Raw genomic sequence first — 20,369 nt, forward strand, 5'->3', positions numbered from 1 at the left:
GCTTTACCCGGAGTTAACCTTTATAGCGCATTGCTGTAATGGTTAACGGCGATGATGTCGCGCAACTGCCGCGATGTCGACCATGGGGTAACAGACGATGCGCGTTCTGCTGATCGAGGACGAGCCGACCACCGCCAAGGCGATTGAGCTGATGCTCGGTGCGGAGGGGTTCAACGTCTATACGACCGATCTTGGCGAGGAGGGTTTGGACCTCGGCAAGCTCTACGACTATGACATCATCTGCCTGGACCTCAACCTGCCGGACATGCACGGCTATGACGTGCTGAAGAAGCTCCGCGTCGCCAAGGTGCAGACGCCGGTGCTGATCCTCTCCGGCGTATCGGAGATGGATTCCAAGGTGCGCGCGCTGGGCTTCGGCGCCGACGATTATGTCACCAAGCCCTTCCATCGCGAGGAGCTGATCGCCCGCATCCATGCGATCGTGCGGCGCTCCAAGGGCCATTCGCAATCGGTGATCCGCACCGGCAAGCTGCAGGTCAATCTCGACGCCAAGACGGTGGAGGTGGATAGCGCGCGCGTGCACCTCACCGGCAAGGAATATGCGATGCTGGAGCTGCTCTCGCTGCGCAAGGGCACCACGCTGACCAAGGAGATGTTCCTCAACCATCTCTATGGCGGCATGGACGAGCCCGAGCTGAAGATCATCGACGTCTTCATCTGCAAGCTGCGCAAGAAGCTGAGCCTCGCCTGCGACGGCGAGAATTACATCGAGACGGTGTGGGGCCGCGGCTATGTGCTGCGCGATCCCAACGACGCGACGACCGCCGCCGTCGCCTGATCTTGGGCCGTGGGGGCCGAACCGGGCCGCGTCGCCTCGCCGGCGGCGCGGCCCTTCTTGTATCAGCCGCGCGCCAGCGCCTCGGCCGCCTTCAGCACCGCCTCGGCATGGCCGGGCACCTTCACCTTGCGCCAGATCTGCGCGATCCGGCCCTCGCCGTCGATCAGGAAGGTGGCCCGCTCGATGCCCATATAGGTCTTGCCGTAGAGGCTTTTCTGAACCCACACGCCAAAGGCCTCGCACGCCGCACCGGCCTCGTCGCTGGCCAGCGGCACCGTCAGCTGGTGCTTGGCGGCGAACTTGGCGTGCGTGTCGGGCGTATCGCGCGAGACACCGAGCAGCCCCACCCCGGCCATGTCGAACGCGGCCTTGCGCGCGGAGAAATCCTGCGCCTCGCGCGTGCAGCCCGAGGTATCGTCCTTGGGGTAGAAATAGAGCACCAGCGGCGCGCCGCGCAGCTGCGCCAGCGTCAGCCGGCCGCCATCCGGTGTCGTCAGCTCGATCTCCGGCGCCGGATCGCCGGGCTTCAGCTCTTGGGTCATGCGCGCTCTCCCGCTGGCGCGGCGATGCCTTGCCACGCCGCCTCCACCCTCTGCCGCGCCGCGTCGAGCGCCGCAAGCAGCGCCGGCCAATCCGCCATGCCACAGGCGCGCGCCAGCGCGGCGCGGGCGGGCGGCGCGGGCGCCTCGGCGCTCGGCGCGATCAGCCGCAGCGCCACCAGCATGCGGCTGAGCAGCGCATAGGCCTCGTCCAGCCCCGGCGGCAGCCACGCGCCCAGCGCCGCGATCGCCTGCGCCAGGCCAGGGTCGAAGCCGGCGCGGTGCGTGAGCTGTGTGACATGGATGGCGAATTCGAGATCCACCAGCCCGCCCGGCCCCAGCTTCACGTCGAGCGGACCGGTCGCGGGCTTGTGGCGCGCCATGTCGCCCCGCATCTGCACGGCATCGGCCCGCAATTGCGCCGGATCGCGCGGGCGCTGGAGCGTCTCGGCGATCGCCGCCGCCAATGCCGCGCGCGCCGCCGCGCTGCCGAAGATGGGCCGCGCCCGGGTCAGCGCCATATGCTCCCACGTCCAGGCGCTTTCCGCCTGGTAGCGGCGGAAGCTTTCGATCGAGAGCGCGAGCAGCCCCTTGGCGCCCGAGGGTCGCAGCCGCGTATCCACCTCGTACAACGGGCCCGCCGCCGTCGGCACCGATAAAGCGGCGCTCACGCGCTGCGCGAGCCGGTTGAAATAGTGGGTCGCGCCGAGCGGCTTGGCGCCGTCCGACTCGGCCATGAAATCGCCCGCGAAGAGATAGACGAGATCGAGATCGGAGGCGTGGGTGAGGATGCCGCCGCCCAGCCTGCCCAGCGCCAGGATCACCAGCTCGCCGCCCGGCACGCGGCCATGGACGCGCTCGAACTCGGTCACCGTGGCGGCGGCGAGCGCCTGCACCGCGCCTTCCGCCACGCGCGCATAGCCGGCGCCGACCTCAAGCGGATCGCGCGCCGCCGACACGATCTGCACGCCGAGCGCGAAGCGCAGCTCGCCCACCAGCCGGCGCACGCGATCGAGCTGGCCCTGATAATCCTCGCCGGGCTGCGGCGCGAATCGCGCGGCGAGCGTGGCGGTGTCGGGCGGGAGCGCGAGCGCGCTGGCGTCGATCAGCCCGTCGATCAGCTGCGGCGCGCGGCCGAGCATATCCGCTAGAGTCGGCGCGAGGCTCAGCGTCTGGCCGAGCAGGCGCGCCAGCGGCGGCTGCGCGGCCAGCAGGCGGAACAGGTTGATCGCGCTCGGCAGCGCCCGCACGACATCGTCGAAGCGGTTGAGCGCCGCCAGAGGCGCGGGCGCCTCGCCCAGCGCGGCGATCAGCCCCGGCAGCACCGCTTCCAGCGCTTCCTGCGCCGAGGCCGAGCGCAGCGCGCGCGCCTGGCCGCCGCGCCAGCCGAGAATGCGATCGGCGGCATCGGCCGCGGGATCGAAGCCCGCCTCGGCCAGCGCCGCCTCCAGCGCATCGCGATCATGCGGCAGACCGTGCGCCTCCTCGCCATCGAGCGCGTCATAGATGCGGCAGACGGTGGCGACAGGCGGCGCCAGCCGCGCCAGCAGCGCCGCGCCGTCCGCCAGACCATCCAGCCGCGCCACCCCGTCCAGCGCCGCCGCATCCTCGGGCAGGCGATGCGTCTGCTGATCCTCGATCATCTGGAGGCGATGCTCGATCCGGCGATAGAGCGGATAGGCGGCGGCGAGCGCGTCCGCCTCGTCCGGATCGACGCGCCCCGCCGCCTTCAGCGCCGCCAGCGCGGGCAGCGTGGCGGGCGCGCGCAGCGCCGGATCGCGGCCGCCATGGATCAGCTGGTGGATCTGCACGAAGAATTCGATCTCGCGAATGCCGCCCCGGCCGCGTTTCAGATCATAGCCGGGGCCGAAACGCTGGCCGCGCTGGTGGTGGCTGCGGATGCGGCGCGAGATGCCGCGGATTTCGGATATCGTGCCGAAATCGAGCGCCCGCCGCCAGATGAAGGGGCGGATCGCATCGAGGAAATGCGCGCCCAGCGCCATGTCCCCGGCCGCGGCGCGGGCGCGGATGAAGGCGGCGCGCTCCCACGGCAGGGCGGCGCTTTCATAATAGCCGATCGCGGCGTTGATCGGCACCGCCGGGGGCGTCGCCTCGGGCGAGGGCCGCAGCCGCAGATCGACGCGGAACACGATCCCGTCCGCATCGGGCGCCTGCAAGATCTGCACCACGCGCCGCGTCAGCCGCGCCGCCGCGTCCACCGGATCGTCCTGCGCGCGGCGCGGCAGCGTCGCCGGATCGAACAGGAAGATGGGATCGATATCGGAGGAATAATTCAGCTCGCGGCTGCCATGTTTGCCCAGCGCCAGCGCCACCAGACCGGTGACCGGCGCGCCCGGAACGCGCTCCTCGATCGCCGCCGCGATCGCCTGGGCGAGCGCGCGATCCGCGAAATCGGACAGGAGGCCCGTCACGCCGTCCAGATCGAGCAGGCCGGCAAGATCGGCGATCGCCACCGCCAGCGCCAGCCGCCGCCGCTCGCGCCGCAGCCGCACCGCCACCGTCTCGCCCGCCACCGCGCGGGTGAGCGCGAGCGCGCCGGCGAGATCGCCCGCGGCGAGCCGATCCACGAGTTCGGGTTCGCGCTGCATCGCCCGCCGCAGGAACGGCGCCTCCGCCTCGGCGCGGGCCAGCGCGGCGGAGAGGGACGCGGCATCGGCGCTGTTCGTCATCCGCCCTGCTTGTCCTTTGTGCAAGGCGATCGCAACCGCGCGATCAGGCCCGCGTTGTTGCGAAATGATGGCGTCAACCGACTGGACCTATATGGGAGAAGAAAGCCGGCGCGGCGGCTCGGAGCCTTCGCATGTCGTCGAGACACCGCCGCCCAATCTCGGCATCCGCAATGCGCTGCGCGGCGCCTTCCGGTGCAGCGCGGCGGATCTTCCGGAGGAGTTCCGCAGGCTGCTCGCGCGGCTGCGCTGAGCCGAGAGGCGCCACGGGCCGGAACCGTGGCGCCCCTCACGCCGCCTCAGTCGCGGCTCAGTTCGTCCACCTGGTCCATGATGGTCTGCAGGGCGGTGGTGTTGCTGTCGGTCTGATGCTCGCGGCGCGAGGGCAGCTTGCCTTCGGTGAGCAGCGCCTCCAGCGCCACCCGGCCCCGCGCGACGCGGCTCTTGATCGTGCCGACCGCGCAGCCGCAAATCTCGGCCGCTTCCTCATAGGCGAAGCCGCCCGCCCCCACCAGGATCAGCGCCTCGCGCTGCGGCTGGGGCAGGTGCAGCAGGGCGCGCTGCATATCGCCAAGCTCGACATGGCGATCCTGGCTCGCCGGCGCGGCGAGCAGCTTGGACGCGGTGATCTCGTCCCACTCGCCCTTGAAGCGCGCGCGCCGCATCTGGCTGAGGAAAAGATTGCGCAGGATGATGAAGGTCCAGGCGCGCATATTGGTGCCGGCCTGGAAGCGCTGCCGCGCCGCCCACGCCTTGAGCAAAGTTTCCTGCACGAGATCGTCGGCAAGATCGCGGTTGCCGGACAGGGATCGGCCGAAGGCGCGCAGATGGGGAATCACCTGAGCCAGCTGAACCTTGAAGTCCGCATCCGACAGCGGCGTGTGAGGAACAGGCGCCCCGCCCGCGGCCGCCCCCTCTTCCGCCATGGGCGGACTGGTCTTGGTCATGAAACCCCCAAGCTCCGTTGAGCGGGATACATCCCCGCAGCCTGAATCAAGATAGGCGCGCCCGAGCGGCAACGCCAGTGCCCCCGCGTCGAGTGTCGTCAACGATAGACAATCAACAGGATGGCGAAGAGGATGACGATGAGGACCAGCGAGGCGACCAGCACCTTGCGGCCCACGCCCGGGGTGGTGCCCGCGCGAAGCTCGTCTGTCGTCACGCGCGGTTCGCGTTCGTTCACCATGGAATTCCTCCCGGCACTCTATGCTAACGTGAGGGGCCGGGAGGAGTTCCGTCGCACCGGTCAGGCGGGTACGGTCGCGCCGTCGAAGAACAGCGCCTGGCTGATCGCCGCCTTCACCGTGGAGCGCTGGAAGGGCTTGGTGATGAGGAAGGTCGGCTCGGGCCGCTCGCCGGTCAGCAGCCGCTCGGGGAAGGCGGTGATGAAGATCACCGGCACGTCGAACTGGGCGAGAATGTCCTTCACCGCGTCGATGCCCGAACTGTCGTCCGCCAGCTGGATATCGGCGAGGACGAGGCCGGGCCGGCGCGCCATGGCCTGGGCCACCGCCTCGTCGCGGGTCACCGCGACGCCCGTCACGCCATGGCCGAGATCGCGCACGATCGTCTCGAGATCCATCGCGATGATCGGCTCGTCCTCGATGATGAGCACCTCGGCCTGGGTCTGACGCTCGATTTCGGCGAGCGCCTCGGCGACCAGCGCGTCCACCTCGGCCGGGGTCACGCCGATCAGATAGGCGGTGTCCTCGGTGGTGAAGCCCTCCATCGCGGTCAGCAGCAGCGCCTGGCGCGAGCGCGGCGTGATCCGCGCCAGCCGCGCCTGGGCGATAGCTTCGGTGGGGCTGTTGTCCTGCCCACCATCGACCCCGGTATCCACCGAGGCGGACTGCCAGATCGCCTGGAAGGTACGGTAGAGACCGAGGCGAGGATCGACGTCGCGCGGAAAATCCTCGGGCGCGGCGACGATCGCTTCCAGCGTCGCGCGCACATAGGTGTCGCCCTCTTTCTGGTTGCCGGTCAACGCCCGCGCATAGCGCCGCAGAAAGGGAAGGTGCGGCGCGAGTTCCTGGCCTAGTGGCATATCCGTGTCCAAACTCCTGAGCATGTCCGTGATGCGAGGCGTTTGCTCGGCCATCCCCCGCGGAATGGCCACCCCCCGTGTCGCGGCGGCCGCGCGGGAGCGGCCGTCGGACAGGGAACCAACGGACCAGTTTTTTGTTTCCAAGGCCAGCCGGCAAATTGTGCGACGCCTATCCCTTGCACTATGGCTGGGAACGGTAACGCGGCTGGCGCGTCTAGAGGCGGCATCGACATGGGGACGGGGCACATTGGCGTTGAGCGACGATAAGACATCACGGAACGTCCCGGACCGCGAAACCTCGTCCGCCGGCCGCAAACAGGCCGATCGGGACGTTGGACATGCGCTGCGGTCGGTCTATGCATCGACCGTTAACGAGGAGATCCCAGCCGAGCTGATCGATCTGCTCGGCAAGCTCGACTGATCCGTCGGGCGCACCATCGCCCGAAGGCCGCGCTTATGTCCAATGACGAACAGATCCGCGCGGGCTTCATCGCCTCCCGGTTCGCGCGCCTGTCGACCAGCGGTAAATTGCTGCTCATCCTCACGCTGGCGCTGCTGCCGCTGGGGCTGATCGCGTCGCTCGCCTCGATCGAGACGGCGCGCGCCAACCATGCCAATCGCGCCGCCGCGGCACGCCTGCTGGCGGGCGATTCGGCCGATCGGCTGAGCCTCTTCCTGGATCATGTCAGCGCGTCGCTCCGACTCGCCGGGCGCGGCGGCGGCGCCGGCGCGTGTCGCCGCGCGGCCGAGGAGATCAGCGTGGCGGGGGTGGAGAGCGCCCGCGTCGCGCTGTTCAATCCGGCCGGGCGGCTGATCTGCGCCAGCGCCAGCTTTCCCGGCACGCTGCCGCTGCGCGCGCCCGGCGTGGCGCCGCAACTGCTGCTGGATGGCAAGGGCGGCATGCTGCGCGTGATCCTCGGCACCGGCCAGAACTGGGCGCTGGCCGAATTGCCGCGCGCGCTGCTTGCCAAGGTGAGCCACCCCAATGCGGTGGACGGCAGCTATGATCTCCGCCTCGCCGACGGGCGCGGCGGCGTGATGCCGCTGGCGGCGATGCGCACCGTGGCGCTGGGGCGCGACATCGTCTCGCAACTGCCCGTCGCCCAGGGCCAGTTGCGGCTGGCGATGCGCGTCGAATCGCTGCCGCTCAGCGCCAACGAACTGCTCATCACCGCTCTGCCGCTGCTGATGTGGCTGGCGGCGGCGGCGATCGGATGGGTGGTCGCCAACCGGCTGATCCTGCGCCCGCTCGGCGAATTGCAGCGCGCGATCGAGACGGCGCGGGCGCGCGGCGGCGCGCTGGTGATGCCCGCCATGACCACGCCCGCGCAGGAAATCCGCGATCTCGGCGATGCCCTGTCGGGCGCGATGGCGACGATCGCGCGGCACGAGGCGGAGCTTGAGGACGGCCTCGCCCGCCAGACCCGGCTGACGCGCGAAGTGCATCACCGCGTGAAGAACAATCTCCAGGTCGTCGCCAGCCTGCTCAACATCCATGCGCGCGGCGCCCGCACGCCCGAGGCGATCGCGGCCTATGGCGCCATCCAGCGCCGCGTCGATGCGCTCGCGCTGGTGCATCGCAGCCATTATGCGGAGCTCGAGATCAATCGCGGCGTGGCGCTGCGCCCGTTGATCGGCGAACTGGCCGCCAATCTGCGCGGCTCCGCGCCGCCGGGCATGGCGCCGCCCCGGCTGGTGCTCGACACGCGTCTGTTCAGCGCCACGCAGGACGTGGCCGTGCCCGTCGCCTTCCTCATCACCGAGCTGGTCGAGCTGGCGATGTTCCGCTTGCCCGGCACCGAGATCCGCATCGGGCTGGATGGCGAGGGCCCGGACCTCGAGCCCGGGCGCGCGCGCCTCTCCATCGTCTCGCCGGGCCTGGCCGATGCCGCCGCCCCGCGCGACGAAGCCTTTGTGCGGGGCGAGCGGGTGGTCGGCGGCCTCGCCCGACAGCTGCGCACCACGCTCGTCACCGATGCCGAGGCCGGCCGCTTCGCGCTGGACATCATCGTGATGGACGAAGGCCAGCCGCGCATGGATGGCGCCGGCGGCCGTGATCTGGTGATGCAGCAGCGCGGCGGCGCGCTGCCGCCCGTCCATATGGGCGGCTGAGCGGCGGCATTTTTTTGGCGCGGGCCGGGAACCCCCTGGCGCAGGCGGCGTTCTACAGTCCGGATAGCGACCTTTTGCCCCCCCGCTCTCGCTATCCAGAACACACTGGGCCCGGACGCGCCGCCTTCCCCCCCGACGGCGCATCCGGGCCCTAAACTTGTCCGCGCCTCAAGATGCGCGTCGTCCCCGGTCAAAGACGCCTGCTCCGCCGATCCATATCGGACGTGGAACTAAAGTTTTGGGGGCGCATTTCCCCGGAGACAGTGCAGTGTGGCACGTCGAAAAAGGGAATAGACCTATGGTCCGCAAGATCGTCACCGCCGGCCTCGTCGCCGGTGCGCTCCTCACCACCGCTTGCAACACTATCGCGGGCGCGGGCAAGGATGTCTCCTCGGTCGGCCACGCGACCACCGACGCCGCCAACAAGACGAAGTAAGCGTCGCTCTTCGTCGAGCAGCAAGGGCGTCGCCGGATCACCGGCGGCGCCCTTTGCCTGTTCAGCCTTCCCTGGCCCGCCGCCGCTCGGTGAACCAGATCGCGATCAGCGCGAATTCGTAGAGCAGCACCAGCGGCACCGCGAGCAGCAGCATCGAGACAATATCGGGCGGGCTCAGCACCGCCGCGATCGCCGTCACCGCCACGATCGCATAGCGGCGGCCGGAGACGAGCTGCGCGCGGGTGACGATGCCGGCGCGCTCCAGCAGCATCAGCAGCACCGGCAGCAGAAAGGCGACACCGAAGCCGAACAGGAATTTGGTGACGAACGACAGGTAGTTGCCGATCGCCGGCAGGGCCTCCTGCTGGATCCCTCCGATATTGCCCTGGAAGCCGAGCAGAAAGTGCAGCGCCAGCGGCATCGCCATGTAATAGGCCAGCGCCGCGCCGGACAGGAAGAGCAGCGGTGTCAGCACCAGGAAGGGCCGGAGCGCGCGCTTCTCCTTGGTGTAGAGGCCGGGCGCCACGAACCGCCAGATCTGGTTCGCCACCACCGGGAAGCTGAGCATGATCGCGGCGAAGAAGGCCACCTTCACCTTGGCGAAAAAGGCTTCGAACACGTCGGTGTAGATGAGCTTGCCCTGGCCCGCGCGCAGCAGCGGCTGGACCAGGAAGGCGAAGATCGTCTCGGCGAAATAATAGCAGGCGAGAAAGGCGATCAGCAGCGCCGAAAAGCTCCAGATCAGCCGCCGGCGCAGCTCGATGAGGTGATCGAGCAGGGGCGCGCGGCTGTCTTCCAGTTCGTCCTCGTCCATGATCATGGTCAGGCCGGACGATGCGGCGCGAGTTCGATCCCGTCCGCCGCGTGGCGCGGCGCCTCGCCCCGGCCGGCATGATCCGCCTCGCGCGGTTCGGCCTGGGGAGCGACGGTGGCGGTCTCTGGCGGCGGCGCCAAAGGCCGGCCGGGCACGCCCTCGTCTTGCGCGGGGACCGCCGGATCGCCGGCCTCGGCGCCGTCGACAGCGGGAGCCGGCAGCGCGGCGGCGGAAGGCGCGAGCGGCGCGATCAGATCGGCATGTTCGCGCATGATCCGCTCATTCTCCTCCTTCCACTTCTTCTCCATCTCCGCCAGCTCCGCCTCGCGCACCATCTCGTCCATGGCGGAGCGGAAATGGCGCGCCATCGACCGGCCCTTGCCGACCCATTGGCCGACGAAGCGCATGACGCGCGGCAGATCCTTGGGACCGATGAAGATGATCGCGACCAGCGCCACGACCAGCATCTCGGACGGTGCGATATCGAACATCGAGCGCCGGCGCCGGACTAGGGATCAGGCGCGGTCAGTGGCGCGGCCGATCGTCCTGCATCGGCTGGAGATGCGGATCGGCATTGGGCTCGAGCGGGGCCTGGGACTGGAGGCGTGGCGCCGGGCGCGCCGGCTCATCCTCCTCGGCCATGCCCTTCTTGAAATTCTTCACGCCCTTGGCGACGTCGCCCATCATCGCCGAGAAGCGACCGCCGCCAAGCAGCAGCACCGCGACCACGGCAAGGAGCAGGATATGCGGCAACGACAAGCCCATGATGAATCTCCCGAGAAGACCCCTATCTAATCCTCTTCCCCGCCGCTTTCCACCTCCCCCGCGAACATCGCCGTTTCGAGCGCGAGATCGACCGGATCGAGCAGGCCGGCGGCGCGCAAATCGTCGATCCCGGGCAGGTCGCGCCGGCTCGACAGGCCGAAATGGCTGAGGAAGGCGGGTGTCGTGGCATAGATGAGCGGTCGGCCCGGCACCTCGCGCCGTCCGGCGGGCCGCACCCATCCGGCCTCCATCAGCACGTCGAGCGTGCCGCGGGAGATGGCGACGCCCCGGATCGCCTCGATCTCGGCGCGGCTCACGGGCTCGTGATAGGCGATGATCGCGAGCGTCTCGATCGCGGCGCGGCTCAGCTTGCGCGGTTCCTCGCGCGTTCGGCGCAGCAGATGCGCGAGATCGGGCGCGGTTTCGAAATGCCAGCGGCCGCCGCGCTCCACCGGGCGGATGCCCCGGCCCTCGTAGAGCCGCGCCAGCGCCGCCAGCGCCTCCGGCACGGCCACCCGGCCTTCGGCGGCGGCGTCGATCTCCGCCACGCTCATCGGCGCCTCCGCCGCGAACAGGATCGCCTCGACGATCCGGCTGGCGGCGGCGAGCGCGGCCGGCTCCGCCCCCGGTTCCGACTCCACGACCCCGCTCATGCCGCGCGCACCCACAGGGTCGCGAACGGCCCGTCCTGGCGCAGATCCAGCCGCCCCTGTTTGGCGAGTTCGAGCATGGCGAGGAAGCTCGAGGCGCGCGCCGAGCGGGCGAGGCCCGCATCGCCCGCCTCGGGCAGGAAGCGCTCCAGCGCGGTCCAGTCGATCGCCGCGCCGATCAGCCGCTCGACGCGGCGGATCGCCTCGTCCAGCGGCATCACCGCGCGCCGCTGCACGACATGCAGCACCGGCCGCGTCCGCACCTTCACCGCGCCATAGGCGGCGAGCAGCGCGTAGAGATCGGCCTGCCAGGCGGCCTTGCGCACCAGCCGCACGCCCTCGGGCGCGCCGCGCGCGAACACGTCGCGGCCGAGCCGGTCGCGCGCCATTAGCCGCGCGCCCGCCTCGCGCATGGCATTGAGCCGCTGCAGCCGCAGATGGAGGCGCAGCGCCAATTCTTCAGGGCTCGGCTCGACCTCGGGATCGCGCGGCAGCAACAGGCCCGATTTGAGATAGGCGAGCCACGCCGCCATCACCAGATAATCGGCCGCCAGCTCCAGCTTGAGCGCGCGGGCATTGGCGATGAAGGCGAGATATTGCTCGACCAGCGCGAGGATGGAGAGTTCGCGCAAATCCACCTTCTGGTTGCGCGCCAGCGTCAGCAGCAGGTCCAGCGGCCCTTCCCAGCCATCGATCTCGATGGTCAGCGTGGCGTCCTCGCTCATGCCAGGGCCAGCAGCGCATCCCGCTGGGCGGCATAGGCCGCCGCCGTCTCGGCGGGGGCGAGCCCCGCCACGCTCGCCATGGCGCGGTCCAGCCGCGCGCGCGAGACAGGCGCGATCGATCCGAGCGCGCCCGCCACCGCCTCCATTTCGGCGCGCACGCCCGAGCAGTGCAGCGCGACGTCGCACCCGGCCGCCACCACGCCGGCGGCGCGCGCGCCATAGCCGCCGTCGAGCGCCTCCATGCCGAGATCGTCGGACATGAGCAGCCCGTCAAAGCCGATCCGGCCGCGGATCACCTCGCCGATCACCACCGGCGAGAGGCTGGCGCAGCGCTCGGCATCCCAGGCGGTGAAGATGATGTGCGCCGTCATCCCCATGGGCGCGTCGGCCAGCGCGGCGAAGGGACGGAGATCCTCCTCGAGCGCCGCCGCGTCGGCGGTGACGACGGGCAGGCTCTTGTGGCTGTCCACCAGGGCGCGGCCATGGCCGGGCATGTGCTTGATGACGCCGACCACGCCGCCCTCGCGCAGCCCGTCCAGCACCAGCCGGCCGAGCGCCGCCACCTGCGCCGGATCGGTGCCGAGCGCGCGATCGCCGATGATGGCATCGGCATCCGGCCGGCGCACGTCGAGCAGCGGCAGGAGGTCCACGGTGATGCCCACCTCGCGCAGCATCGCCGCGATCGACAGCGCGTTGAGCCGCGCCGCTTCCATCGCCGAGACGGGCGCCACCGCCCAGAGCTGCGCGAACCGCTCCGCCGGCGGCAGCGCCGGCCATTCCGGCGGCGCCATGCGCTGCACGCGGCCGCCCTCCTGATCGATCAGTATGGCGAGATCGTCGCGCCCCGCCAGCGCCCGCAGCTCGGCGGTGAGCCGCGCCAGCTGGTCGCGGCTGACGCAATTGCGGCGGAACAGCACATAGCCCGCCGGCTCGGCATCGCGGAAGAAGGCGCGCTCCTCGGCGCTGAGATCGGGGCCGGCAAGGCCGAACATGGCAGGGATCATCGCCCGCCTTCCTATGGTCTTTGCCGGCGCCCCGCAATGGTGGCGGCCCCGCGCGCCGCCGCCATCAGGCCGATGGTCGTATCGTCAGCCGATCACCAGGCAGGTCTCGCCCGCGACGCGCAGCTTGCCACACACCTCGCCGGCCCGTCCTCCGGCGGCGGCGCGGAGCCGGTAGACGGTCTTGCCGTTGCTCTGGATCGGCTGGATCAGCGGCGACAGGCCGGACAGCGCCGCGAAGCGGCCGGACAGCGCCGTCCAGGCGGATTTGGCCTTGGCCTCGCTGGAGAAGGCGCCGAGCTGGATCTGGCCGCCACCGCCACCGCCACCGCTCGTCGCGGCGAGCGCGGGCGCCGGCTTCGGGGCCAGCGTCGGCTTGGGCGCCGGAGCGGGCGTGGCCGCGTGCGCCGGCGCCGGCTTGGCAGCGGGCGTCGCCACGGGCTTGGCGGGCGGCGCGGTCTGCGGCGCGGGCGTTTGCGCGGGAGCGGCCGCCGGCGCGGGCGTGGGCGCGACGGCCGGCGTCTTGGCCGGCTGCGGCTTGGTGAGCGGCGCCTCGGGCATGGCCGAGAGATCGATCTGGCCGTTCACGTCCACGCCCTCGCTCGCGGCATAGCTGGAATCGCCCTGCCCCGCGACCTGCATGCCGCCCGGCTCGCTCGGCCGGACCTTATAGGGGCCGGCGGGCGCCGCGATGGTGCGGGGATCGCCGAGCGCGACCTCGGGCTGGCGCCGCTGCTTCAGCCAATAGACGCCGCCCACCACCAGGCCGAGCGCGACGAGCGCCACCACCAGCCCGATGATGAGCCGCGCGGCGGAGACGCCATCGTCCAGCGGTTCCTCATCGACCGGCTCGAGCCAGGGGAGCCGATCCTCCTCGATGGCGCCGCGCCCGTCCCGCCCCGCATCCGACATCATCACATCTCCTCGGCGGCGACGACTCCCATGATCGTCAAGCCATTGCGAATGGTCTGCCCGATCGCTTCCCCGAGCGAAAGCCGAGCCCGGCTGATCGCGGGCTGGTCCTGCACCAGAAAGCGACGATCCACCTGATCGTTGCCGCGATTCCACAGTCCGTGGAAAGCGGCGGCAAGATCATAGAGATAGAAAGCCACACGGTGCGGCTCGCGGGTCGCGGCCGCCTGTTCGACGATGCGCGGAAATTGCGCCGCCAGCTTCACCAGCGCCAATTCCTCCGCGTCCAGCAGCGTCAGATCGGCCGCGCCCTGATCGAGCCCCATCTCCGCCGCCTTGCGCTTGAGCGAGGCGATCCGGGCATGGGCATATTGCACGTAGAAGACGGGATTGTCCTTGGACGCCTCGACCACCTTCGCGAAGTCGAAATCCATCTGCGCATCGGCCTTGCGGGTCAGCATGGTGAAGCGGACGACATCGCGGCCGACCTCGTTCACGACATCGGCGAGGGTGACGAAGGTGCCGGCGCGCTTGGACATTTTCACCGGCTCGCCGTTGCGCAGCAGCCGCACCATCTGGACCAGCTTGACATCGAAGCGGGTGCGCCCCTCGGTCAGCGCCGCCACCGCCGCCTGGATCCGCCGGACGGTGCCGGCATGGTCGGCGCCCCAGATGTCGATCAGCTCGTCCGCTTCGGCCGCCTTCTGCGCGTGATAGGCGAGATCGGTGCCGAAATAGGTAAGGCCGCCGTCCGATTTGCGCACCGGCCGGTCCTGATCGTCGCCGAACTGCGTGGCGCGGAACAGCGTCAGCTCCACCGGCTCCCAATCCTCGGGCGTCTCGCCCTTGGGGGCTTCGAGCACGCCCTCGTACAAAAGGCCGCGCGCGCGCAGCGTCGCGAAGGCGGCGTCGACCTTGCCGCTGTCCTGCACCTCGGCCTCCGAGGCGAAGACATCGTGATGGATGCCGAGCAGCGCGAGATCGGCGCGGATCATGTCCATCATCGCCGCCACCGCGCGGGTGCGGAACAGCGACAGCCACTCCTGCTCGGGCGCGTTGACGAAGCGATCGCCAAACTCGGCGGCCAGCGCGGCGCCGACCGGCTGCAGATAGGCGCCCGGATAAAAGCCTTCGGGGATCTCGCCGATCGCCTCGCCCAGCGCCTCGCGATAGCGCAGATGCGCCGAGCGGGCGAGCGTCTGCACCTGCGCGCCGGCATCGTTGACATAATATTCGCGCGTCACCGGATGGCCGGCAAAGGCGAGCAGATTGGCCAGCGCATCGCCCACCACCGCGCCCCGGCAATGGCCCATATGCATCGGCCCGGTCGGGTTGGCGGAGACATATTCCACGTTCACGCGATGGCCCGCGCCCGCCTGCGAGCGGCCATAGCGCGCGCCGTCGGCCAGGATCGTCGCCAGTTCGCCACGCCAGATTTCGGGCGCCAGCCGCAGGTTGAGAAAGCCGGGGCCGGCGATCTCCACCGCCGTCACGCCGTCGAGCGCGGCAAGGCGCGGCTGGAGCAGCTGGGCCAACGCGCGCGGATTGGTGCCGGCGGGCTTGGCCAGCACCATCGCCGCGTTGGTGGCGAGATCGCCATGCGCCGGATCGCGCGGCGGCTCGATCGCGATGGCGTGGCGCGGCAGGCCGGGCGCGAGCCGGCCCTCCGCCTCCAGCGCATCGAGGATCGAGCCGATTTCGGCGGCGAAGCGGGCGTAAAGCGTCATGGATCTGCCAGATAGCCGGAAATGGCGCGGCTGTAGCGCCTGTCCGCGCGCGGGGCAAATCGGCCCGGGCTCAGAAGCCTTCGGGCAACGCCACCGGCCCGATCAGCTCCGCGTGGCGGCCGATGGCGTAGCGATCGGTCATGCCGGCGATGAAATCGGCGATGTGGCGCGTCCGCGCCGGCTCCGTCTCGGGTAGCGTCGCGCGCCAGGCCGCCGGCAGCCGGTCGGGCGCGGCGACATAGGCGGCGAACAGCCGCGCCACCAGCCCGCGCGCCACCGCCGCCACGGCCAGCTGCGAGGGGCTGTGATACAGGGTGGCGTACATGAAGCGCTTCAGCACGCGCTCGTCCTGCGCCATGGCATCGGAGAAGCCGATCAGCGGCTGGCCGGCGGCGCGCACCGCCTCGACACTGTCGACGCCGCTCGCGGCGATCCGCGCGCGGCTGGTCTCGATCAGATCGTTGACCATGGCGCCGATCTGATCCCGGATCAGCTCGCCCCGCAGCCGGTCCGGCGGCAGATCGGGATGGCGCGCCCGCACCGCCTCCCAGCGCGCGGCGACCAGCGGTACGGCGCAAAGCGCATCGAGATCGAGGATGCCGGCGCGCAGCCCGTCATCGATATCGTGATTGTCGTAGGCGATATCGTCGGCGAGCGCGGCGACCTGCGCCTCCAGGCTCGGCCAGGCGTCCAGCGCCAGCGGCAGCTCGGCATCCACCTCCGCCAGCGCCCAATTGGGCGCGGGCACGGGACCGTTATGCTTGGCCAGCCCTTCCAGCATGTCCCAGCTGAGATTGAGCCCGCGCCAGCGCGGATAGGGGCTTTCCAGCCGCGTCAGCACGCGCAGCGTATGGGCATTGTGATCGAATCCGCCGGCCTCCGCCATGGCCTCGCGCAGCGCCTCCTCGCCGGCATGGCCGAAGGGCGGATGGCCGATATCGTGCGCGAGGCACAAAGCCTCGGTAAGATCCTCGTTGAGGCCGAGCGCGCGGGCGATGGTGCGCCCGATCTGCGCCACCTCGAGGCTGTGGGTGAGCCGCACGCGGAAATGATCGCCATCGGGCGCGACGAAGACCTGCGTCTTGTGGCGCAGCCGCCGAAAGGCGATGGCATGGACGATACGGTCGCGATCGCGCTGGAAGACATCGCGCGGGCCGCGCGTCTCGCCGCCCGGATCCGGATGCAGCCGGCCCCGGCTGCGCGCCGGATCGGCGGCATAGGGCGCGCGGCTCATCGATCGTCGCCGAGCGCGTCGGCCGTCTGGCCCTTCTCGCTGCGCACCACAAAGCCCGGCACGCCCTTGGCCGTGAGCTTGTTGACGAAGCCCTGCGCCTCCTCGGCCGTCTTGAACGGGCCGACGACCAGCCGATTGGTGGCGCGCACCGGGATGGTGGCGGGGCTGCGGCCCTTGAGCAGATCGGGCGCCTTCTTGCGCACGCTCTCCCACGCCTTGCCCATATCGTCGCGATTGGCGCCCCCGGCGACCTGCACATAGACGCGCGCGGGCGCGCTCTTCTGCGCCTTGTCCGCCGTGCCGCGCCTGTCGCGCTGGCTGCCGCCCTCCGCCCTGGCGGCCTTGCCGCCTCGATCGGACGTGTCGGCCTTGCCGCCCCGGGCGGACGCGTCGGCCTTGTCCGACTTGCCGGACGTGTCGGCCTTGTCCGACTTGCCGGACTTGTCCGATGCGCCGCCCGTGTCCGACTTGGCGCCTCGCGCGCCCTTGCCCGACTTGCCGCCCTTGGCCGGCGCGTCGGCCTCGTCCGAGGTCGCGGCGGCCTTCTCGGCCTTGCCGGACGCGGCGCCGCGTTCGGCCTTGGTGCCCTTGCCGGCGCGGCTGGCTCGCGCGGGGGCGTCGCCGGCCTCGGCGTCGCCCTCCGCTGCACCGCTACGACCGGAACGGCCGGCCGCCGCCTGCGGCTCGCGCGGGGCGGCAGTGTCGGCCTTTGCGAGCCTGGCATCGCCGTGCGCACTCTTGGCCGACCGGGGGACCGGAACGGCCTCCGCCGTTTCGACCTCGTCGGCGGTGTCGCGCGGGCGGCTCGTCCGGCTCGCGCCGGTGTCGCGGCCGCCGGTGGCGGCGCCATGCCCTGTGGCGGCATGATCGGCGCGCGCCGGGGTGGCCGCCGCCTCGGCCGCCGCCGCCGGCAGGGCGCGGGCCGCGCGCGGCGCGGGCTCGACCCGATCGAGCGCCGCGACGCGCGGCGCCAAGGGATGGCGCACCACCGGCACGCTCGCCGGCGCTCCCTCGGCCACCGCCACGGGCCTATGGACGGCGGCGGCGCGCGGCGCGGTCGCCGCCGGCGCGGCCGCCGGAGCCGGGCGCGTGATCATCGGCACCGGCGCCATCGCCGGCGCCGGGGTCGCGGCCGGCATCGACACGCTGCTCGACGGCGGCAGCGCCACCGTGGCGATCGCCGCCGGCGCGGCCGGGCGCGCCGGCACCGAGGCCGGCGGCGACGCGGCGACCGCCGGGGGTGCGGCATAGGTGTTGGTCGCAGGCACGGGCGACGCCGCCGCCACCGCCCCGGGCGCCGCCACGGCTGAGAGCGCGGTGGCGGCGGCCGCAGGCGCGGCGGTGGCCGAGCTGGGAGCCGCGACCGGGCTGCGCGGCGCGCGCGCGCTGGCCTGGGCCGCGCGCGGCACGGCGCGGCGCGCCACCACATCGTGCGGCCGGTCGAAATAGCCCTCCTGCCCGGTCGAGCCGATCGGCATGGGCGGGCTCGCGGCGGCGGCATAGGGCGCGGCGGCGGCGACCGGCGCGAGATCGGAGCGCGGCGCCGGCGCGGCGGCGGCGGATGACGGCGGGACGGCGGCCGGCGCCAGGTCCGATCGCGCGGCCGGCGCGGCGGCGCGGGGGCGCGGCGCGGCATAACTCGGCGCCGGTCCGATCGTCGCAAGCTGCGCCGGCGTGTAGTTGCGGCCGCCGGCGGGCATTTCGCCGAAATGCACCGCGCGCGCCTTGTCCGCCGGGCCGAGCGTGGCCAGCCGCTCTAGGAAGGGCTGGAGGCGCGCTTCCTGCTGCGGCAGCATGATCCGGGTGATGGCGTGCGCGCCCTCGGGATCGCCCGTCATCGCCAGCACGAAGGTCTGCGCGCGCCAGGCGGCGATGTCGCTCTTGCGGATCAGCGGATCGAGCGTGGCCAGCGCGGCCTTGCGATCGCCGCTGATCCCCTGCGACAAAGCGAGGCGGCGGCGGGTGAGATCATCCTCGGGATGCGCGCCGAGCGCGATCTTGTAATCGCGCTGCGCGCGGCTGGGATCGCCGGTGAGATCATAAGCGAGGCCCCGCTGCGCGGCGAGGCTGGCTTCGGGCGCGCCGAGTTCGACCGCCTTGTCGAACAGGCGCAGCGCCTCCTGCGGCCGCTCCAGCTGCACCAGCGCCGCGCCCAGCCCCGCCTTGACCCGCGCATCGCGCGGCGCCAGCCCGTCGGCATGGCCGAAAAAGCCGACGGCGGCGTTCGGATCGCCGAGCGTCAGCGCATTGTCGCCGGCCGCGATCAGCGCGGGCAGATCATCGGGGTTGGTGGCGAGCGTGCGCAGCGCGGCGGCGAGCTGCTCGCCGGCATCGCCCGGCTTGGGCAGCGCCTGCACCACCGCCCCCGCCGGATATTGCGCCAGCGCGGCCGGCGCGGCGGCGAGCAGCAGCAGGGCGAAGGCGGCGCGGCGGCAGGCGGAAACGGGATTCGAAGGCATGGACATGGCGCGCCGCTTCTGGCCGCCCGCGCCCGCCACGGCAAGCGCCGAAGCCGTCGCGCCGCGCCGGACGCACCGCCCGCCGCGTTCGGATGTTGGACAGGCGCGCCACTGCTTCTATGCCTCGGAGCACCAGAGAGGATGCGGGGGAGAGACACGATCGCCTGGGGATATCGCTCGGCGTCGCTCGCCGCGCTGCTGCTGGCGCTGGGCGGCTGCGCCCGCCAGCGTCCGGCACCTTCCGAAGCGCCCGCGCCGCCGCCGCCCGCCGCCTCGCCGCGCCCCGAGGTGCCGCCCGCCTATGCCGGCATTCTCGTGCCGCCCAAGAGCGCGGACGGGCGCTACGCCACCATCAATAGCGGGCTCGATCCGGTGGAGGCGCAATGGCATGTGCGGGCCGCGCTCAACGTGGCGGCGCTCAGCTGCCGCGCCCCCGCCCTGGTCGCGGATTATAACCGCCTGCTCGCCGTGCAGAAGGCACCGCTGCGCGCGGCCAATGCCGCGGCGATGCGCAACCATGGCGGCGGCGCCGCTTACGATGGCTTCATGACGCGGCTCTACAATTATTTCGCGCTGCCGGCCGCGAAGCCCAGCTTTTGCGCGGCGGCGGCACCGATTGCGGCGCAGGCGGCCGCGCTGGCGCCGGGCATGCTCGCATCCTTTGCGCCCAATGCGCTGGCGGCGCTGGAGCAGCCCTTCCTGTCGCTGTTCGCGCTGGTGGAGCAGAGCCGGGCAGAGGCCCAGGGGCAAACCCAATCGCAGCCGGAAGCCGGATCCGGAGCGGCGCAGGCCGGCCCGGCGCCCGTGCCCGCGGCGGGCGCCGTCAAGCCCGGGCCGCGCCTGCCCTATGACATAGGAACATTGCCGCACTAGCGCCGCGCCCCTTCAGGAGCGCGGCGCGCGTCGCTTATTGCGGGACGACGGTGACGGCGCGGCGGTTCTGCGCCCAGCTCGCCTCGTCGGAGCCGGTCGCCACCGGCCGCTCCTTGCCATAGCTGATGACATTGATGCGATCGGCCGAGACGCCCGCCGCGACCAGCGCGTTCTTCGCCGAATTGGCGCGGCGCTCGCCCAGCGCGAGGTTATATTCGCGCGTGCCGCGCTCGTCGCAATGGCCTTCCAGCGTCACGCGCACCGAAGGATGCGCCACCAGCCAGCGCGCCTGCGCGGCGAGGATGCCCTGCGCCTCGCTGTCGACATCCGAGCTGTCGGTGCCGAAATGCACCGTGTCGGTGCCCGCCTGCTGGAGGAATTCGGCGCGGCTGCCCGGCAGCACGCCCGTGCCGACGCCGGTGCCGGCGCCGGAGCCCGCGCCATTGTCGGACGCCGACGGCGCCGGCGGCGGGGGCGGCGGCAGCTCCGCCGGCTTCTTCTTGGCGCAGCCGGCCACGGCGAGCGCGGCGGCGATGGTGAGGAGCGAGGCGGAGCGAGCGATCTTCATGGCGTTCTCCCTCATTGGGTGCGA

The 20,369-nt window shown here is 71.5% G+C and carries 22 protein-coding genes; 6 read left to right on the forward strand and 16 right to left on the reverse strand.

Annotated elements, in window-relative coordinates:
* Positions 1-97 precede the first annotated feature (97 nt).
* A complete protein-coding gene (gene ctrA / locus LHA26_RS02070) occupies positions 98-799 on the forward strand; it encodes a response regulator transcription factor CtrA (protein ID WP_252167101.1) in 702 nt (233 codons plus the stop codon).
* A gap of 62 nt (positions 800-861) precedes the next feature.
* Here ctrA and LHA26_RS02075 read toward each other — a convergent pair whose 3' ends face one another.
* A complete protein-coding gene (locus LHA26_RS02075) occupies positions 862-1,341 on the reverse strand; it encodes a peroxiredoxin (protein WP_252167102.1) in 480 nt (159 codons plus the stop codon).
* Positions 1,338-4,028, reverse strand: coding sequence for a bifunctional [glutamine synthetase] adenylyltransferase/[glutamine synthetase]-adenylyl-L-tyrosine phosphorylase (locus tag LHA26_RS02080; RefSeq protein ID WP_252167103.1), 2,691 nt, complete (start codon positions 4,026-4,028; stop codon positions 1,338-1,340). The genes LHA26_RS02075 and LHA26_RS02080 overlap by 4 nt, the downstream gene beginning before the upstream one ends.
* A gap of 64 nt (positions 4,029-4,092) precedes the next feature.
* On the opposite strand from LHA26_RS02080, the gene LHA26_RS02085 reads away from it, so the two are divergent.
* Positions 4,093-4,278, forward strand: coding sequence for a hypothetical protein (locus LHA26_RS02085; RefSeq protein WP_252167104.1), 186 nt, complete (start codon positions 4,093-4,095; stop codon positions 4,276-4,278).
* A 46-nt stretch (positions 4,279-4,324) separates the two neighbouring features.
* On the opposite strand, the gene LHA26_RS02090 is transcribed toward LHA26_RS02085, so the two are convergent.
* From LHA26_RS02090 to LHA26_RS02100, 3 genes are all read right to left on the reverse strand, one after another.
* Positions 4,325-4,951, reverse strand: a complete 627-nt coding sequence (locus LHA26_RS02090; protein ID WP_252168270.1) for a sigma-70 family RNA polymerase sigma factor — start codon at positions 4,949-4,951, stop codon at positions 4,325-4,327.
* Positions 4,952-5,070: 119 nt separating this feature from the next.
* On the reverse strand, positions 5,071-5,211 hold the full coding sequence (locus LHA26_RS02095; protein WP_252167105.1) for a hypothetical protein: 141 nt from the start codon (positions 5,209-5,211) through the stop codon (positions 5,071-5,073).
* Between the two features lie 60 nt (positions 5,212-5,271).
* A complete protein-coding gene (locus LHA26_RS02100; RefSeq protein WP_252167106.1) occupies positions 5,272-6,069 on the reverse strand; it encodes a response regulator in 798 nt (265 codons plus the stop codon).
* Between the two features lie 253 nt (positions 6,070-6,322).
* Here LHA26_RS02100 and LHA26_RS02105 point away from each other — a divergent pair, with 253 nt between their 5' ends.
* The 3 genes from LHA26_RS02105 to LHA26_RS02115 all read left to right on the forward strand — a co-directional run bounded on the left by LHA26_RS02105 (position 6,323) and on the right by LHA26_RS02115 (position 8,617).
* On the forward strand, positions 6,323-6,490 hold the full coding sequence (locus tag LHA26_RS02105) for a NepR family anti-sigma factor (protein ID WP_252167107.1): 168 nt from the start codon (positions 6,323-6,325) through the stop codon (positions 6,488-6,490).
* Positions 6,491-6,525: 35 nt separating this feature from the next.
* Entirely contained in the window at positions 6,526-8,181 is a 1,656-nt protein-coding gene (locus tag LHA26_RS02110) for a sensor histidine kinase (RefSeq protein WP_252167108.1), read from the forward strand.
* Between the two features lie 298 nt (positions 8,182-8,479).
* Positions 8,480-8,617, forward strand: coding sequence for an entericidin A/B family lipoprotein (locus tag LHA26_RS02115; protein WP_252167109.1), 138 nt, complete (start codon positions 8,480-8,482; stop codon positions 8,615-8,617).
* Positions 8,618-8,678: 61 nt separating this feature from the next.
* Here the strand turns inward: LHA26_RS02115 and tatC are convergent, their stop codons facing one another.
* The 10 genes from tatC to LHA26_RS02165 all read right to left on the reverse strand — a co-directional run bounded on the left by tatC (position 8,679) and on the right by LHA26_RS02165 (position 18,910).
* On the reverse strand, positions 8,679-9,437 hold the full coding sequence (gene tatC / locus LHA26_RS02120) for a twin-arginine translocase subunit TatC (RefSeq protein ID WP_252167110.1): 759 nt from the start codon (positions 9,435-9,437) through the stop codon (positions 8,679-8,681).
* A gap of 2 nt (positions 9,438-9,439) precedes the next feature.
* Complete coding sequence (gene tatB, locus LHA26_RS02125; protein ID WP_252167111.1) at positions 9,440-9,922, reverse strand: Sec-independent protein translocase protein TatB; 483 nt, start codon at positions 9,920-9,922, stop codon at positions 9,440-9,442.
* A gap of 34 nt (positions 9,923-9,956) precedes the next feature.
* Positions 9,957-10,196: a twin-arginine translocase TatA/TatE family subunit gene (locus LHA26_RS02130; RefSeq protein ID WP_252167112.1), complete on the reverse strand. Its 240-nt coding sequence runs from the start codon at positions 10,194-10,196 to the stop codon at positions 9,957-9,959.
* Positions 10,197-10,222: 26 nt separating this feature from the next.
* Entirely contained in the window at positions 10,223-10,849 is a 627-nt protein-coding gene (gene scpB / locus LHA26_RS02135; protein ID WP_252167113.1) for an SMC-Scp complex subunit ScpB, read from the reverse strand.
* Complete coding sequence (locus LHA26_RS02140) at positions 10,846-11,571, reverse strand: segregation and condensation protein A (RefSeq protein ID WP_252167114.1); 726 nt, start codon at positions 11,569-11,571, stop codon at positions 10,846-10,848. The genes scpB and LHA26_RS02140 overlap by 4 nt, the downstream gene beginning before the upstream one ends.
* Complete coding sequence (gene nagZ / locus LHA26_RS02145; protein WP_252167115.1) at positions 11,568-12,575, reverse strand: beta-N-acetylhexosaminidase; 1,008 nt, start codon at positions 12,573-12,575, stop codon at positions 11,568-11,570. The genes LHA26_RS02140 and nagZ overlap by 4 nt, the downstream gene beginning before the upstream one ends.
* A gap of 84 nt (positions 12,576-12,659) precedes the next feature.
* The gene (locus tag LHA26_RS02150; RefSeq protein ID WP_252167116.1) at positions 12,660-13,487 is read right to left on the reverse strand and encodes an SPOR domain-containing protein; all 828 of its coding nucleotides are present in this window, start codon (positions 13,485-13,487) and stop codon (positions 12,660-12,662) included.
* Positions 13,487-15,211: an arginine--tRNA ligase gene (gene argS, locus LHA26_RS02155; RefSeq protein ID WP_252167117.1), complete on the reverse strand. Its 1,725-nt coding sequence runs from the start codon at positions 15,209-15,211 to the stop codon at positions 13,487-13,489. The genes LHA26_RS02150 and argS overlap by 1 nt, the downstream gene beginning before the upstream one ends.
* Before the next feature lie 70 nt (positions 15,212-15,281).
* Positions 15,282-16,445 (reverse strand): deoxyguanosinetriphosphate triphosphohydrolase, encoded by a 1,164-nt coding sequence (locus tag LHA26_RS02160; RefSeq protein ID WP_252167118.1) that lies wholly within the window; start codon positions 16,443-16,445, stop codon positions 15,282-15,284.
* Positions 16,442-18,910: an SPOR domain-containing protein gene (locus LHA26_RS02165; protein WP_252167119.1), complete on the reverse strand. Its 2,469-nt coding sequence runs from the start codon at positions 18,908-18,910 to the stop codon at positions 16,442-16,444. The genes LHA26_RS02160 and LHA26_RS02165 overlap by 4 nt, the downstream gene beginning before the upstream one ends.
* A 135-nt stretch (positions 18,911-19,045) precedes the next feature.
* Between LHA26_RS02165 and LHA26_RS02170 the strand changes: the two genes are divergently transcribed.
* A complete protein-coding gene (locus LHA26_RS02170; protein WP_252167120.1) occupies positions 19,046-19,777 on the forward strand; it encodes a hypothetical protein in 732 nt (243 codons plus the stop codon).
* A gap of 34 nt (positions 19,778-19,811) precedes the next feature.
* Here LHA26_RS02170 and pal read toward each other — a convergent pair whose 3' ends face one another.
* Positions 19,812-20,345 (reverse strand): peptidoglycan-associated lipoprotein Pal, encoded by a 534-nt coding sequence (pal, locus tag LHA26_RS02175; protein WP_252167121.1) that lies wholly within the window; start codon positions 20,343-20,345, stop codon positions 19,812-19,814.
* Positions 20,346-20,369: the final 24 nt, after the last annotated feature.

Source organism: Sphingomonas morindae (assembly GCF_023822065.1).
Taxonomy (GTDB): Bacteria; Pseudomonadota; Alphaproteobacteria; order Sphingomonadales; family Sphingomonadaceae; genus Solisphingomonas; species Solisphingomonas morindae.

What these genes read in the sequence shown, in the direction of transcription:
- LHA26_RS02140 (WP_252167114.1), bottom strand. Translation starts at nt 11,571, where the DNA reads ATGAGCGAGGACGCCACGCTGACCATCGAGATCGATGGCTGGGAAGGG.
- LHA26_RS02150 (WP_252167116.1), bottom strand. Translation starts at nt 13,487, where the DNA reads ATGATGTCGGATGCGGGGCGGGACGGGCGCGGCGCCATCGAGGAGGAT.
- tatB (WP_252167111.1), bottom strand. Translation starts at nt 9,922, where the DNA reads ATGTTCGATATCGCACCGTCCGAGATGCTGGTCGTGGCGCTGGTCGCG.
- LHA26_RS02160 (WP_252167118.1), bottom strand. Translation starts at nt 16,445, where the DNA reads ATGAGCCGCGCGCCCTATGCCGCCGATCCGGCGCGCAGCCGGGGCCGG.
- ctrA (WP_252167101.1), top strand. Translation starts at nt 98, where the DNA reads ATGCGCGTTCTGCTGATCGAGGACGAGCCGACCACCGCCAAGGCGATT.
- scpB (WP_252167113.1), bottom strand. Translation starts at nt 10,849, where the DNA reads ATGAGCGGGGTCGTGGAGTCGGAACCGGGGGCGGAGCCGGCCGCGCTC.
- LHA26_RS02080 (WP_252167103.1), bottom strand. Translation starts at nt 4,028, where the DNA reads ATGACGAACAGCGCCGATGCCGCGTCCCTCTCCGCCGCGCTGGCCCGC.
- LHA26_RS02085 (WP_252167104.1), top strand. Translation starts at nt 4,093, where the DNA reads ATGATGGCGTCAACCGACTGGACCTATATGGGAGAAGAAAGCCGGCGC.
- LHA26_RS02075 (WP_252167102.1), bottom strand. Translation starts at nt 1,341, where the DNA reads ATGACCCAAGAGCTGAAGCCCGGCGATCCGGCGCCGGAGATCGAGCTG.
- LHA26_RS02110 (WP_252167108.1), top strand. Translation starts at nt 6,526, where the DNA reads ATGTCCAATGACGAACAGATCCGCGCGGGCTTCATCGCCTCCCGGTTC.
- LHA26_RS02170 (WP_252167120.1), top strand. Translation starts at nt 19,046, where the DNA reads ATGCGGGGGAGAGACACGATCGCCTGGGGATATCGCTCGGCGTCGCTC.
- tatC (WP_252167110.1), bottom strand. Translation starts at nt 9,437, where the DNA reads ATGATCATGGACGAGGACGAACTGGAAGACAGCCGCGCGCCCCTGCTC.
- LHA26_RS02090 (WP_252168270.1), bottom strand. Translation starts at nt 4,951, where the DNA reads ATGGCGGAAGAGGGGGCGGCCGCGGGCGGGGCGCCTGTTCCTCACACG.
- pal (WP_252167121.1), bottom strand. Translation starts at nt 20,345, where the DNA reads ATGAAGATCGCTCGCTCCGCCTCGCTCCTCACCATCGCCGCCGCGCTC.
- nagZ (WP_252167115.1), bottom strand. Translation starts at nt 12,575, where the DNA reads ATGATCCCTGCCATGTTCGGCCTTGCCGGCCCCGATCTCAGCGCCGAG.
- LHA26_RS02100 (WP_252167106.1), bottom strand. Translation starts at nt 6,069, where the DNA reads ATGCCACTAGGCCAGGAACTCGCGCCGCACCTTCCCTTTCTGCGGCGC.
- LHA26_RS02130 (WP_252167112.1), bottom strand. Translation starts at nt 10,196, where the DNA reads ATGGGCTTGTCGTTGCCGCATATCCTGCTCCTTGCCGTGGTCGCGGTG.
- argS (WP_252167117.1), bottom strand. Translation starts at nt 15,211, where the DNA reads ATGACGCTTTACGCCCGCTTCGCCGCCGAAATCGGCTCGATCCTCGAT.
- LHA26_RS02115 (WP_252167109.1), top strand. Translation starts at nt 8,480, where the DNA reads ATGGTCCGCAAGATCGTCACCGCCGGCCTCGTCGCCGGTGCGCTCCTC.
- LHA26_RS02095 (WP_252167105.1), bottom strand. Translation starts at nt 5,211, where the DNA reads ATGGTGAACGAACGCGAACCGCGCGTGACGACAGACGAGCTTCGCGCG.
- LHA26_RS02165 (WP_252167119.1), bottom strand. Translation starts at nt 18,910, where the DNA reads ATGTCCATGCCTTCGAATCCCGTTTCCGCCTGCCGCCGCGCCGCCTTC.